We start from the raw sequence: 13,201 nt of genomic DNA on the forward strand, positions 1-13,201 counted from the left end.
AGATCGATAAAGGCTTTGTGACAGCGTTGATATGATTGATCCACGACGAGAGGCCAGGCGATGAAGCCGATGGGACCGTTGCCGCCTGATTTTTCAGGTCAGGCCGGAATGCTGACGATCGCAGGCCGTGCCGCAGTCGACCGGGCCGGGCAGACACCGGTGTTCGTGTATGATCCTGCGATCGTCGCGGCACGCATCGCCCGGTTCCGCGCGGCGATGCCGACGGTCGATCTGCATTACGCGATCAAGGCCAATCCCCATCCGGGTCTGCTCGCCGCTATCTCGCCTTTGGTCGACGGCCTCGACGTTGCTTCCGCCGGCGAACTGGGTCGGGCGCTGGCGGTGAAGCCGGCCGGGGCGATCAGCTTCGCCGGCCCCGGCAAGCGTGACGAGGAACTGGCGGCAGCGATCGCGGCGGGGGCGACGTTGAACCTGGAATCGGAAGGGGAGGCGAGCCGGGCACTCGCCATCGCCGACCGGCTGGGGCAACGGCCGCGACTGGCGGTACGCGTCAATCCCGATGTCGAACTGCGTGGTTCGGGGATGAAGATGGGCGGGCGGCCATCGCCGTTCGGGATCGACGCGATACGCGTGCCGGCCCTGGTCCGGCATCTGATCGCGGCGGGAGCGGACTGGCGCGGCTTCCACCTCTACGCCGGCAGTCAGGCGCTGGACGCGGGGGCCATCGCCGATACGCAAGCCGCGACGCTGGTACTTGCGGCGCGACTGGCGGAAGAGGCGGGGGCGGTGCCGCCGCTGGTCAATCTCGGCGGCGGTTTCGGCGTGCCCTATTTCGCCGGGGACCGGCCACTCGATGTCGAGGTGATCGGGGAGCGACTGGACGCCGCGCTGGCTGGACGGCCAGCGGTGCTGCGCGACAGCCGGTTCGCGATCGAACTGGGTCGCTGGCTGGTGGCGGAGGCGGGCGTCTATCTCGCCCGCGTGGTCGATCGCAAGGAAAGCGGGGGCGAGACGTTCCTGATCCTCGACGGCGGCCTGCATCACCAGCTGGCCGCTTCCGGTAATTTCGGCACCGTCGTGCGCCGCAACTATCCGATCGCGGTCGCGCACCGGATGGGTGAGGAGGCGACCGAGACGGTCAACGTCGTCGGCCCGCTCTGCACGCCACTCGATCGGCTGGGTGACCGGGTCGCGCTGCCGAGAGCGGAGGTCGGCGACCTGATCGCGGTGTTCCTTGCCGGGGCCTACGGCGCGACGGCGAGTCCGTCCGCCTTTCTGGGCCATCCGCCGGCCGCGGAAATTGTTACCTAGAAAAAGCCCCTCCCCGTCGGGGGAGGGGCTTCATCGGGTCAGTCGAAGCTGGCGCCCCAGCGACGCTTCACCCGGTCCTTCCACAGGCCGCGATGATAGGCGTCGGATGCCAGCAGCGGCATCACCGAACCGGCCTCCGCGAACACCATCTGCTCGATACCGGTGTTCACCTTGCCCCACGATGCCGCCTCCTGCAGCGTCGAGGACGAACAGGCGCCGTCACGCACGTCGGCGACGGTGATCTGCACCGCATATTTGTGGACCTGCACATCATCGTGACCGAGGATTTCGGCGCAGACGACGGTGTCCTGGATGAAGTTCTTCGGCACGCCGCCGCCGATCATCAGCAAGCCGGTGGTGCCCGCCTTGATCTTGATGTCGGTCAGTTCGCGGAAGTCGGCGATCGCATCCAGCACCATGTACGGCTTGCCGGCCTTGGCCGCATCGACCTGATGCTTGACCAAGCCGAACCCGGCCGACGAATCGACGAACGCCGGGCAGAAGATCGGCACGTCATGCTCATAGGCGAGCTTGACGAGGCTGTTCTCCTTCTTGCCATGCTCGACGAGGTACTTGCCCATCTCGCGGATGAACTCGCGGCTGGAATAGGGGCGGGGTTCCAGCGTCTCGGCGATCTCGAAGATCGTGTGGTCGACGTGCTGGAGCTGCTCCTCGTCGATATAGGTGTCGTAGATGCGGTCGATCAGCAGCGAGCGCAGCGTATCGTCGTCCGGCACTTCCAGCGCCTGATAATGCTTGTGGCCGAGACCCTCGAAGAAATCCATGTCGACGATGGTCGCGCCGGTGGCGACGATGCCGTCGATCATGTTGTTGCGCAGCAGTTCCGCATACAGGTCCATACAGCCGCCGGCCGAGGTGGACCCGGCGATGACGAGGAAGATCGAGCAGTCCTTGTCGGCCAGCATCTGGTTGTAGATGTCGGTCGCGCGGCCGAGGTCGCGGCTGGTGAAGCTCATCTTCTTCATCGCGTCGACGATCGGACGCGCATCGAACTTGGTGATGTCGATATGCTCGACGGTGGTCGAGAGCAGTTCTGCCTTGCGCTGAGCGTTCTTCTGGGCGTCGTGGGAAAGGTCGTTCATGCGAAACTCCGGTATTCGTTCGCGAGCCGTCGTCGTTAAAGGGGACGCGGAAACCCCGGTACCGTGATCCCGGCGGGATCAGGCGAAACAGGTGATCGGCTGTCCCGGCGAACCGGGACAGCCGATCATGACGGCGGACCGTTACAGCTTGACGACGTTGCCCGTCCGTACTGCTGCGACCGGCTGGTCATCCAGGTAGACGGACAGCATCGGCTCGTCCCCGGCGAGCACGGTGTCGCCCGTGCCGAAGCCGTTGAAGCCGGTGCGCATCGCGGTGCCATAGGCGCCGAGCATCCCGATCTCGAAATAATCGCCGGTGTTCGTATCCGCGGGCAGCGGGAACGGGCCCTTCATATAGTCGATATCGTCGCAGGTCGGACCCCAGAAACTGAAGTCCATGTCACGCGCGTCCGACTCTGGCTGCCGCAGCAACTGCACCGGATATTTCCAGCCGATATGCGCGGCATCGAACAGCGTGCCATAGGCGCCGTCGTTGATGAACAATTCGGTCCCGCGCCGTCGCTCGACGCGGACGACGACGGAGGCGTATTCGGCACACAGCGCCCGGCCCGGTTCGGCCCAGAGTTCGGCCGAATAGGATACCGGCAGGCTTTCGAACGCACGGTGGATCGTCTCGAAGAAACGCTCCAGCGGCGGCGGCGTCATGCCGGGATAGGCGGAGGGAAAGCCACCGCCCACATCGATGACGTCCACCGTCACCGCCGCGCCGACGATCGCCGCACGCACGCGCTCCATCGCGCCCGCATAGGCATCGGGCGACATCGTCTGGCTGCCGACATGGAAGCAGATGCCCAGCGCGTCCGCCGCCTGGCGGGTGGCCATCAGCAGTTCGCGCGATTCCTCGACGCTGACGCCGAACTTCGAACCCAGGCTGAGCTTGGCATATTCCGACGACACCCGCATCCGGACGCACAGCGTCAGGTCGGTCGCCGCGCTGCCATCGTCCTGGATGGTCGCCGCCACGATCTTCTCCAGCTCTTCCATGCTGTCGAGCGAGAACGTGCGGACGCCGTGAACGAAATACGCCTCTGCAATGGCTTCCGGCGACTTCACGGGATGCATGAAACAGCAGACCGCCCCGGGCAGGGTGGACAAGACCAGACGTACCTCGGCGATCGAGGCGGTGTCGTAATGCGTGATGCCATTGTCCCACAAGACACGCAGCAGATCGGGTGACGGGTTCGCCTTTACCGCGTACATCGAGCGACCGGGGAACTTCTCGACGAAGAACCGGGCGGCGCGCGCAGCAGCGTGCGGACGAACAAGCGTCACCGGGTCGACCGGCTTGCTCTTGGCGATGTCGAGGCCCGCGACAATACGGGCTGTCGAACGGGGCGCTAACGCCAGCGCGGGGTGATGTTGCAAATCAAGGGACCTCCAATTGCCTTGCGGCATGACGACGAAAAAGCTGCCTTGCGGTTGGAAGTCCCATGGGGCAGCGGAGGCGCGATCTAGGGTCGCCGAACCCGCATGTAAAGTGGCTGATGCGATGAGAGGATGAAAAGTGACAATTTTGCGACAACCGACACGGGCGGGGGTCCGCGATGCCGCCGACAAGATCGCCCGCGTGCTGCCGCCGTCGCCGCTGTTCGTCCATGAATTCGACGGGTTGCCGGTGGCATTCAAGGCGGAATGCCTGCAACCGATCGGGTCGTTCAAGCTGCGCGGGGCATGGCACCGCCTGACCGCGCTGGACGAGGCGAGCCGCGCACGCGGCGTCGTCGCCTTCTCGTCCGGCAACCATGCGCAAGGGGTCGCATGGGCCGCGCGCCGGCTGGGCATCGCGGCGACGATCGTGATGCCCGCCGACGCGCCCCGCACCAAACGGGAGGCGACGCTGGCGCTGGGAGCGGAGGTAGTCGATTACGACCGTGCCACCGAAAGCCGGGAAATGATCGCCGCCCGGCTGGCGGAGGCGCGGGGCAGCACGCTGGTCCCCAGCTTCGACGATCCATGGATCGTCGAAGGGCAGGGATCGGCAGGGATCGAGGCCAGCGTGCAGATGATCGCGGCCGGGCTCGGTGTGCCGTTGCAGGTCGTGGCGCCGTGCGGCGGCGGCGGGCTGGCGGCTGGGCTGGCGCTGGCGTTGCCCGAGGCGCGCATGACGGTGGTCGAGCCGGAAGGCTGGGACGATATGCGCCGCAGCCTGGAGGCATCGTGGATCGAGCCGGTCGGCCCCAACCCGCCGCCCACCGCCTGCGACTCGCTGCAGGCGACGCGGGTATCGCCGCTGACCTTCGACATCCTGTCGCGACGCGATGCGACGGGCGTGACGGTGAGCGAGGTGCAGATCGCGGCCGCGCAACGCTGGGCGGCGGAGAAACTGCGGCTGGTGGTCGAGCCTGGCGGCGCGGTGGCGCTGGCGGCGGTGCTGGCCGGGCGGGTGACCGTGGAGGCGGGGATGCTGGTGATGCTGTCCGGCGGCAATGTCGACATGGCCGGTTATGCCAGGGCGCTGGCGGCGTGACCGGGCCGCTGGGGTCGATCGCGGCGGCGGCGCCCGCCATCGCGATGCTGGGATGCTTCGCCTGTGTCGCCGGCGGCATCGCCCTGTTGCGGCGGCGCGACCGGCGCAAGGGCGTGCTGATGCTGGTGATGGCGGTGGTGTTGCTGGGGAACGTGCTGATCTGGACGGTGTAGGGGGGCTTCCCCGCTCCCGTCATCGCCGCACGGGCGGAATGGGTATGGCCGTCCGCCACGGTTGCCTCCCCGCGAAGGCCGGGGCCCAGGTGGGAAGGCCGTAGTATGTCGTTACCACGCGTCGCCCAACTGGACCCCGGCTATCGCCGGGGAGGTGCAGTAGTCTTGTCGGCGCCAAGGTGACGGGGATGGAGCAGTGGCCCGGCCACGGGCAAAGCCCGTGTCGTCGAACGGCGCTTTGAGCGCCGTCGGCCGGGCGCGCCGATCACGCTCGACCCGGCCTGTGGCCGGGTCTTGCCGGCGCGCCTTACTTGATCGGGCTTCTCGGATCGAGGCGCATGTCGAGATACTTGTCCACGCTGCCCATCAGCTCGGGCATCTCGTGCTCGAAGAAGTGGTTCGCCTTCGGGATCGTGTCGTGGTGGATCGTGATGTGCTTCTGCGTGCGCAGCTTGTCGACCAGCTTCTGCACCGATCCCGGCGTGACGACCTCGTCATTCTCGCCCTGGATGATGATGCCCGACGAGGGGCAGGGGGCAAGGAAGGTGAAGTCGAACAGGTTTGCCGGCGGCGCGATCGAGATGAAGCCGCGAATCTCCGGGCGGCGCATCAGCAACTGCATCCCGATCCACGCGCCGAAGCCCGCGCCCGCGACCCAGGTGGACGATGCCTCCGGATGGAAGCTCTGCACCCAGTCGAGCGCCGAGGCCGCATCGGACAGCTCGCCGATGCCGTTGTCGAACACGCCCTGGCTTTTGCCGACGCCGCGGAAGTTGAAGCGCAGCGTCGCGAAGCCGCGGCGCTGGAACGTCTTGTAGAGTTCCTGCACGATCCGGTTGTTCATCGTACCACCCGCGCTGGGGTGCGGATGCAGGATCATCGCGACGGGCGCGCGGGGGCGGGGGGCCGGCGCGAAACGCCCTTCCAGACGGCCTTCGGGTCCGGGAAAAATGACTTCGGGCATGGAAACTCACCAATCGGGGCGCGCCGGGTGGAGCGCGGGACGTGGCGCGCTATATAGCCCGAACCCGCCCTTTCGCAATCGGTGCCCCACGGCACCACCGGAAACCCGCCCCGTGCCCCGCATCTATCTAGACCATGCCGCGACCACGCCGATGACCGCCGCCGCCCGCACGGCGATGGTGGCGGCGCTGGCCGACTGGGCCAACCCGTCCTCCCCCCATGCCGAAGGACGGGCGGCGAAGGCGGCGCTGGAGGGCGCGCGACGGGCGGTCGCCGACGCCTATGGCTGGCGGCACGAGACGCTGTTCACCAGCGGCGCCAGCGAATCGCTCGCCATCGCGCTGGGGCGCAGCGTGGCGGCGGCGGTCGCGGTGAGCGCGGTGGAGCATGACGCGGTGTTGCGCGCCGCGCCGGCCGCCGCCGTGCTGCCGGTCGGCGCGGACGGGCTGATCGATCAGGCGGCGCTGGCCGGGTGGCTGGCCACCGCGCCCGACCGGCCGCTGGTGGCGGTGCAGTGGTGCAACAGCGAGACCGGGGTGCGCCAGCCGATCGCCGACATCGCCGCCACCATCCATGCGGGCGGCGGCCTGTTGCTGGTCGATGCCGCGCAGATGCCCGCCGGCACCTCGCTGGCCGGTCATGCCGACTTTATCGCGCTGTCCGCCCACAAGCGCGGCGGGCCGCCGGGAATCGGGGCGCTGCTGGTCCGCGATCTGGCGACGCTGATGCCGACCGGCGGGCAGGAGCGCGGCTATCGCCCCGGCACCGAGAACCTGCCCGCCGTGCTGGGCTATGCCGCCGCGATCGCCGAGGCGGAGGATGCCGAGCGGCTGGCACCGCTGCGCGCGCGGCTGGACGATGCCGTGGTCCGTTCCGGCGGACAGGTGGTGGGGGCGAGCGCGCCGCGCCATCCGGCGATCGGGTCGTACCGGTTGCCGGGTACCGCGTCCGCCGCGCAACTGATCCGGCTCGATCTGGGCGGCTTCGCGGTATCGGCGGGCAGTGCCTGTGCGAGCGGCAGCATGAAGCCCAGCCATGTGCTGGCCGCGATGGGCTGGGACGAGGCGGCGGGGCGCGAGGTGATCCGGATCAGTTTCGGCCGGACCACGACCGGGGGGGAAGTGGACGCCTTCATCGCGGCGTGGCGCGATGTGGCGCGGGCGACGCGGCGGCTGGTGGCATGACCTATCTCGACTATCAGGCGACGACACCGCTGGCGCCCGAGGCGCTGGAGGCGATGCTGCCCTGGCTGCGCGACCAGCACGCCAATCCCCATTCATCGCATCGCCCCGGCCGCGCCGCGCGGGCGGCGGTGGAGGTGGCGCGGGACCGGGTCGCAGCGCTGCTGCCGGCGGGTGGGCGCGTCGCCTTCACCAGCGGTGCGACCGAGGCGCTGAACTGGGCGATCAAGGGCACGACCGGCGGCATCGTGACGCTCGCCACCGAACATGCCGCGGTGCTGGACACGGTGGCGGCGGAAGCGGCGCGGGGGCGGGCGGTGACGATCCTGCCGGTGGGCCGCGACGGGCTGGTCGATCTGGATGCCGCGCGTGCCGCGATCGTGCCCGGCACCGGGCTGGTCGCGGCGATGCTGGTCAACAACGAGATCGGGGTGATCCAGCCGATCGCCGCACTGGCGGAAATGGCGCATGCCGCCAGTGCGCTGATGCTGTGCGATGCGGTGCAGGGTTATGGCCGGGTCGATATTCCCGCGACCTGCGATCTGGTGGCCATGTCGGCCCACAAGGTCCATGGCCCCAAGGGGATCGGTGCGCTGTGGCTGCGCGATGGTGTCGTGCCCGCGCCGCTGCTGCATGGCGGCGGGCAGGAGGCGCCGGGGCGTTCCGGTACGCTCAGTCCCGCCCTGTGCGCCGGGTTCGGGGTGGCGGCAGGGCTGATGACGAGCCTGGGCGAGAACGACGCCACGCTGATCGCGCGATTGCGGGATATCGCGATGGCGGCGTTCGGTGCGGGGGGCTGGCGGCTGAACGGGGCGGAGGCGCCACGGTATCGCGGCAACCTGAACCTGTATCGGCCGGGATTGGATGTCGCGCGGCTGATGTCGGATTGCCGCGATCTGGCGTTCTCCGCCGGATCGGCCTGCGCCAGCGGCTCGGGCCGGTCGAGCCATGTGCTGCGCGCGATCGGGCTGGACGAGGCGGCGGCGCGGTCGTCGATCCGGATCGGGTTCGGCCGCTATACCGAGACGGGCGGGTTCACCGCCGCGATCGAGCGGCTGATCGCGGCGGCGGGGGCGCAGCGGTGATCCGGCTGCGCTTCGTGACGCGTGACGGCGACGTGATCGCGGCGGCGGGGTGCGAGGGCGACCGGTTGCTCGATGCGGCGCAGGCGGCGGGGCAGCCGCTGGAGGGAAGCTGCAACGGTCAGCTTGCCTGTGCGACCTGCCATGTCGTTGTCGATGCAGCCGATTTCGATCGCGTGCCGCCGGCGGGCGGGGACGAGGAGGACATGCTGGATCTGGTGCCGGACGCGACGCGGACCAGCCGGTTGTCGTGCCAGATCAGGCTGACCGAAGTGCTCGATGGGATGACGGTGCGGATACCCTGACCGCGATCGGAAAGTCACACCGGAAAGTCACTAAAGTCGCATCCTACAGGGGTTCGTGGGACGGTGCCGCTTGCCGCCCGGTGAGGTGAAAGACCGACCGATTCCTCCATAGCGCGGGGTCAGTGTGTAGGACATAGGCGGGCCATCGGCCGTCGTGTTCGGGGCACTGGATTGCTTCGCTGCGCTCGCCATGACGGCGGGGGGTGCATGACGGCCGGGGCTGATCGGCGTCGGCAAAGCTGACGATATGACAACCGGCAATTCAGCCTCGATCCATCGTCTCCGTGCGAGAACGTCGATGCCCGCCGCGTTCGACGGGCGCGTACAGGAGTAACAGTGATGAAGATCGTCGCCCTGATCGGTGCCGCGCTGCTCGCCACCACCGGCACCTTTGCCACCACCCCGGCCGATGCGCAGCCGCGCCACGGTTACGGTTACGACCGCCATGACGATCGCGGCTGGCGGGGCGAGCGGCGCGGCTGGCGGGACGATCGTGGCTGGCGCGGGGATCGCGGGCGCGGTTTCAATCGGGGGCCGCGTGCGCGCAGCCGCGTGGTCTGCCGGGTGCAGCGGGGCTATTACGGGCCGGTACGCCGCTGTTTCCGCGTCAATCGGTGACCTTTCGCACCCTGAAGTTTTGCGCGGGGCCGGGCTTGATCGGATCGCCCGGCTCCGCCATAGCGCCAGCGGGAGTCGGGCGGACGTGGTCGTCGCCAACCCGGTCAGATCCTGACGGAAGCAGCCGCAACGATTTCGCCGCGGGTCGTTCCGGCTCCCACCGCGCAGGCAGCAGAGGCTGCCAAGCGCGGCCAGCGGCGCACGGCGCCGACTGACGGCGCGGCTTAGCCGCGACACCCCTTCTTCTTCAAAACGCCGGTTCGGGACAGCCCCGATCACCCCGGCACCGCGCGCCTCTCCCAGGGCGACGGAAAGCACGAGCGCAGCCCCCGCCACCCGCCCGAATCATCCGTCACCCCTTCGACACCGCCGCCCCGACCCGCTAGGACGGCACCGATGCCCGACTCCTTCGATCTCGGCGAACCGCCCCAGCCCGCGAAGGCGGAGGCGTATCGCGTTCTGGCCCGCAAATACCGGCCGCAGACCTTTGCCGAACTGATCGGGCAGGATGCGATGGTCACGACGCTGGGCAACGCGATCAAGCGCGACCGGCTGGCCCATGCGTTCCTGATGACGGGCGTGCGCGGGGTGGGCAAGACATCGACCGCGCGGCTGATCGCCAAGGCATTGAACTGCATCGGCCCGGACGGGCAGGGCGGCCCGACGATCGATCCCTGCGGGGTGTGCGAGCCGTGTCGCGCGATCGCCGAGGGGCGGCACATCGACGTGATCGAGATGGACGCCGCCAGCCATACCGGCGTCGACGACGTCCGCGAGATCATCGACGCGTCGCGCTATGCGGCGGTCACCGCGCGCTTCAAGATCTACATCGTGGACGAGGTCCACATGCTGTCCAAGAACGCCTTCAACGCACTGTTGAAGACGCTGGAGGAACCGCCCGCGCACGTGAAATTCCTGTTCGCCACGACCGAGGTGAACAAGGTGCCGATCACCGTCCTGTCGCGCTGCCAGCGATTCGACCTGCGCCGCATCCCCGCCGAAAAGCTGGCGGCGCACTTCGCCGAGGTGTGCGGCAAGGAGGGCGTGACCGCCGAGCCGGAGGCGCTGGCGCTGATCGCGCGCGCGGCGGAAGGGTCGGCGCGCGACGGCCTGTCGATCCTGGACCAGGCGATCGCCCATGCCGATCTGGACGGCGGCCACGGCGTCAGCGGCGTGACCGCCGATGCGGTGCGGCAGATGCTGGGGTTGTCCGATCGCGGCGCGGTGCGCGACCTGTTCGCGATGCTGCTGGCGGGGGATGCGGCGGGCTCGCTCGCGTCGCTGCGGCGGCAATATGATTATGGCGTCGATCCGGTCGCAGTGCTGCGCGCGCTGCTGGAGACGGTACATGGCATCACCCTGACCAAGGTGGGCGCGGCACCCGATCCGGCGCAACCCGTGGAGGAGCGGACCGCCCGCATCGACTGGGCGACCGGTTTGTCGTTTCCGGTGCTGCACCGGCTGTGGCAACTGGTACTAAAGGGGCATGACGAGGTGGCGACCGCCGCGCTGCCGATCGAGGCGGCGGAGATGGCGCTGCTGCGGGTGATCCACGCTTCGCAACTCCCCGATCCCGGAGAACTGGCGCGGCGGCTGGCGGAGGGCGGGGCGGTGCAGGCCGTGCCTGCGACCCCGGCGATCGCCGCCACGCCGGTGGCCGCGACCGCCGCGACCGCGCCGGAACCCGCGCCGTCGCTGGTGCCCGAGACGTTCGAGGATCTGGTCGCGCGGCTGGAGGACAGCGGCTCGCTGGCGCTGGCGGCACGGTTGTACAACGGCGCCCGCGTCGTCCGTTATGCGCCGCCCGAACTGATGTTGAGCGGCAGCCGGCCGATGACGGCGGATACCGTCGCGGAACTGACCGCGGCGCTCAAGCTATTGACCAAGCAAGGCTGGCGGATCGGGTTCGACGACGTACCCGGCACGCCGACGCTGAAGGAACAGGAAGACGCGAACGCGGAAGCGAAGCGGCTGGCGGTGTGGGACTCGCCCATGATACGGGCCGCGCGTGAGGCTTTTCCCGAAACCGTCTTGGAGGACTGGCCGGGCAAACGGAGGTTGGCATGAAGAATATGGACGAAATCCTGGCGATGGCCCAGAACGTGCAGAACGAACTGGAAAAGGCACAGGCGAGCCTCGACACGATCGAGGTCGAAGGCGTGGCGGGCGGTGGCCTGGTCAAGGTGAAGGCATCGGCCAAGGGCCGGATCATGAACATCGCGATCGACGATTCGCTGATGCAGCTGTCCGAGAAGCAGATGCTGGAAGACCTGCTGGCCGCCGCGTTCAACGATGCGCGCACCAAGGCGGATGCGGTATCGGGGGCGGAAATGTCGAAGATGACCAGCGGACTGGCGCTGCCGCCGGGGTTCAAGCTGCCGTTCTGAGCTCGATCGTCCGGTCGGACGCGCGGACGTTTTTGAACGGAAAAATCGGTTCGCGCGGAGGCGCGGAGGACGCAGAGATGTCCCGCACCGGGCAATCGCCGGGCCGATCGCTGACCGCGTTGGCCACGGGATCGTGCGACGGACGTCACTGGCCGGAGGACAGATGCCATCAGGTCGAACCGGATGTTCGTCATGGCGGGCGTGGCGAAGCGACTCAGGGCATCTTGATCCGGCTCTGGATTGCTTCGCTATGCTCGCAATGACGCCTTTGGTGGGGCTGATGCCATCACGGTATAACTCTCCGCGTCCTTCGCGCCTCGGCGCGAACCATCATCCCGTTTTGCGGCTTCACGGTTTCGCGTCACGATGACCGTGGGAAATCGCGTGAGCGTCATCGATCATCGCTGACCGATGCGTTCCGCCCGCCTCAATCGGGGGGCGACCATCGGTACCGTCAGCATCGTGCTGGCCAGCGCCATCAGCAGCAGGGCGGTGAACGTCTCGTTGGTGATGATCTGCTTGTCGAGCAGGATGTTGACGAAGATGATCATGATGAGCGCCTTCGTCTGGAGCAGCCAGCCGATCGTCAGCGCGTCGCCCTTTTTCCAGCCCAGTATCCGCCCCGCCAGCCCGATCCCGGCCAGCTTGCCCGTGACCGAGGCGACCAGTAGCAGCGCCGCGCCCGCGAAGACCGTGGTGCCGCCGACATCCCACTGGGTCTTGAGGCCGGTCGACAGGAAATAGACCGGCATCACCGCCAGCAGGATGGTGTGGCGGAACTGGTCCATCCGTTCCTGATCGAACCAGCGCGCGTCCAGCACCACGCCCGACAGGAACGCGCCGACCATGAAGTGCAGCCCGGCCCAGTCGCCGGCAAAGCCGCACGCCGCCAGCCAGACGAGGCTGACATACCACCGGTCCCGCTCCGGTATCCGCGGCATCAGCCGCCGGATCAGCAGCGTGGCGATGGTGAAGCCGATGAAGAAGCCGGCCTGGCGCCCGACCCGTTCCCAGTCGAGCAGGATGATCGCCAGCACGCCCCAGATCGCGACATCGTCGAGACTGGCATAGCGCAGCACGCGCTGGCCGAGCGGCTGGCGCAGGATCTCCAGCTTCTCCATCAGCAGGATCAGGATCGGCAACGCGGTGACCGCGCAGGCCATGCCGATGCCCAGCACCACCTGCCATGTCGCGCCCTGCGGCCCGCGCCAGCCGGGGAAGCGCAGCATCAGCAGCGCCGCGAGGCTACCGGTGACGAGCGGGACCAGCAGCGCGCACGACGCGGTGACGGTCGTCTCGCGCCGTTGCCGCCACGCCTCGCCCAGATCGAGTTCGATACCCGCGATCCAGACGAACATCATCACCGACCACCAGGCGATGCCGTTGAGCGATCCGATCGTCTGGGGCGAGAAGACGAAGGCGTAATAGCCGGGGAACAGCGCACCCAGCACGCCCGGCCCCAGCAGGATGCCGCCGATGATCTGCACCACGACCAGCGGCGCCCAGTAATCCGTCCGCCCCAGCCGCCAGACGGCATAGGGGGCGGAGAAGATCAGCAGCATCGCCAGCAGGAATATCTCGGTCGGCGACATCGCGTGCATGATCTTCCCCCCTTGGCCGCGATCGGCG

13 protein-coding genes and 1 other RNA gene are annotated in these 13,201 nt (G+C 68.3%); 10 read left to right on the top strand and 4 right to left on the bottom strand.

Annotation, left to right across the window (positions count from 1 at the left end):
- The first annotated feature begins 60 nt into the window (after nucleotides 1-60).
- Nucleotides 61-1,272 carry a pyridoxal-dependent decarboxylase, exosortase A system-associated gene (locus ABD719_RS14950; protein ID WP_344694175.1) on the top strand — a complete coding sequence of 404 codons (1,212 nt, stop codon included), beginning with the start codon at nucleotides 61-63 and terminating at the stop codon, nucleotides 1,270-1,272.
- 38 nt (nucleotides 1,273-1,310) lie between these two features.
- Here ABD719_RS14950 and ABD719_RS14955 read toward each other — a convergent pair whose 3' ends face one another.
- Both ABD719_RS14955 and ABD719_RS14960 read right to left on the bottom strand, forming a co-directional pair.
- Nucleotides 1,311-2,375: a 1,9-bis(guanidino)-5-aza-nonane synthase gene (locus ABD719_RS14955; RefSeq protein WP_192128997.1), complete on the bottom strand. Its 1,065-nt coding sequence runs from the start codon at nucleotides 2,373-2,375 to the stop codon at nucleotides 1,311-1,313.
- Nucleotides 2,376-2,516: 141 nt separating this feature from the next.
- Nucleotides 2,517-3,713, bottom strand: a complete 1,197-nt coding sequence (locus tag ABD719_RS14960; protein WP_344694203.1) for a type III PLP-dependent enzyme domain-containing protein — start codon at nucleotides 3,711-3,713, stop codon at nucleotides 2,517-2,519.
- Between the two features lie 187 nt (nucleotides 3,714-3,900).
- Between ABD719_RS14960 and ABD719_RS14965 the strand changes: the two genes are divergently transcribed.
- Nucleotides 3,901-4,863 carry a threonine ammonia-lyase gene (locus ABD719_RS14965; protein WP_344694176.1) on the top strand — a complete coding sequence of 321 codons (963 nt, stop codon included), beginning with the start codon at nucleotides 3,901-3,903 and terminating at the stop codon, nucleotides 4,861-4,863.
- A complete protein-coding gene (locus tag ABD719_RS14970) occupies nucleotides 4,860-5,036 on the top strand; it encodes a hypothetical protein (protein WP_344694177.1) in 177 nt (58 codons plus the stop codon). The genes ABD719_RS14965 and ABD719_RS14970 overlap by 4 nt, the downstream gene beginning before the upstream one ends.
- Nucleotides 5,037-5,343: 307 nt before the next feature.
- Here ABD719_RS14970 and ABD719_RS14975 read toward each other — a convergent pair whose 3' ends face one another.
- On the bottom strand, nucleotides 5,344-6,000 hold the full coding sequence (locus ABD719_RS14975; RefSeq protein WP_192129003.1) for an alpha/beta hydrolase: 657 nt from the start codon (nucleotides 5,998-6,000) through the stop codon (nucleotides 5,344-5,346).
- Nucleotides 6,001-6,112: 112 nt separating this feature from the next.
- On the opposite strand from ABD719_RS14975, the gene ABD719_RS14980 reads away from it, so the two are divergent.
- The 7 genes from ABD719_RS14980 to ABD719_RS15010 all read left to right on the top strand — a co-directional run bounded on the left by ABD719_RS14980 (nucleotide 6,113) and on the right by ABD719_RS15010 (nucleotide 11,572).
- Complete coding sequence (locus ABD719_RS14980; protein ID WP_344694178.1) at nucleotides 6,113-7,183, top strand: cysteine desulfurase family protein; 1,071 nt, start codon at nucleotides 6,113-6,115, stop codon at nucleotides 7,181-7,183.
- A complete protein-coding gene (locus ABD719_RS14985) occupies nucleotides 7,180-8,265 on the top strand; it encodes a cysteine desulfurase family protein (RefSeq protein ID WP_344694179.1) in 1,086 nt (361 codons plus the stop codon). Before ABD719_RS14980 ends, ABD719_RS14985 begins: the two co-directional genes overlap by 4 nt.
- Nucleotides 8,262-8,567, top strand: a complete 306-nt coding sequence (locus ABD719_RS14990) for a 2Fe-2S iron-sulfur cluster-binding protein (RefSeq protein ID WP_425567183.1) — start codon at nucleotides 8,262-8,264, stop codon at nucleotides 8,565-8,567. The genes ABD719_RS14985 and ABD719_RS14990 overlap by 4 nt, the downstream gene beginning before the upstream one ends.
- A 339-nt stretch (nucleotides 8,568-8,906) precedes the next feature.
- Entirely contained in the window at nucleotides 8,907-9,185 is a 279-nt protein-coding gene (locus tag ABD719_RS14995; protein WP_344694180.1) for a hypothetical protein, read from the top strand.
- A 67-nt stretch (nucleotides 9,186-9,252) separates the two neighbouring features.
- Nucleotides 9,253-9,350, top strand: an RNA gene (ffs, locus tag ABD719_RS15000) — signal recognition particle sRNA small type.
- A 231-nt stretch (nucleotides 9,351-9,581) separates the two neighbouring features.
- A complete protein-coding gene (locus tag ABD719_RS15005) occupies nucleotides 9,582-11,252 on the top strand; it encodes a DNA polymerase III subunit gamma/tau (RefSeq protein ID WP_344694181.1) in 1,671 nt (556 codons plus the stop codon).
- Nucleotides 11,249-11,572, top strand: coding sequence for a YbaB/EbfC family nucleoid-associated protein (locus ABD719_RS15010; RefSeq protein ID WP_192129015.1), 324 nt, complete (start codon nucleotides 11,249-11,251; stop codon nucleotides 11,570-11,572). Before ABD719_RS15005 ends, ABD719_RS15010 begins: the two co-directional genes overlap by 4 nt.
- A 398-nt stretch (nucleotides 11,573-11,970) precedes the next feature.
- On the opposite strand, the gene ABD719_RS15015 is transcribed toward ABD719_RS15010, so the two are convergent.
- Complete coding sequence (locus ABD719_RS15015; RefSeq protein ID WP_344694182.1) at nucleotides 11,971-13,173, bottom strand: cation:proton antiporter; 1,203 nt, start codon at nucleotides 13,171-13,173, stop codon at nucleotides 11,971-11,973.
- Between the last annotated feature and the right edge of the window lie 28 nt (nucleotides 13,174-13,201).

This window comes from Sphingomonas cynarae, assembly GCF_039537815.1.
Classification (GTDB): domain Bacteria; phylum Pseudomonadota; class Alphaproteobacteria; order Sphingomonadales; family Sphingomonadaceae; genus Sphingomonas; species Sphingomonas cynarae.

Excerpts from the sequence above, each read along its gene's own strand:
- ABD719_RS14985 (WP_344694179.1), top strand. The coding sequence starts at position 7,180 with ATGACCTATCTCGACTATCAGGCGACGACACCGCTGGCGCCCGAGGCG.
- ABD719_RS14975 (WP_192129003.1), bottom strand. The coding sequence starts at position 6,000 with ATGCCCGAAGTCATTTTTCCCGGACCCGAAGGCCGTCTGGAAGGGCGT.
- ABD719_RS15015 (WP_344694182.1), bottom strand. The coding sequence starts at position 13,173 with ATGCACGCGATGTCGCCGACCGAGATATTCCTGCTGGCGATGCTGCTG.
- ABD719_RS14950 (WP_344694175.1), top strand. The coding sequence starts at position 61 with ATGAAGCCGATGGGACCGTTGCCGCCTGATTTTTCAGGTCAGGCCGGA.
- ABD719_RS15005 (WP_344694181.1), top strand. The coding sequence starts at position 9,582 with ATGCCCGACTCCTTCGATCTCGGCGAACCGCCCCAGCCCGCGAAGGCG.
- ABD719_RS14995 (WP_344694180.1), top strand. The coding sequence starts at position 8,907 with ATGAAGATCGTCGCCCTGATCGGTGCCGCGCTGCTCGCCACCACCGGC.
- ABD719_RS15010 (WP_192129015.1), top strand. The coding sequence starts at position 11,249 with ATGAAGAATATGGACGAAATCCTGGCGATGGCCCAGAACGTGCAGAAC.
- ABD719_RS14955 (WP_192128997.1), bottom strand. The coding sequence starts at position 2,375 with ATGAACGACCTTTCCCACGACGCCCAGAAGAACGCTCAGCGCAAGGCA.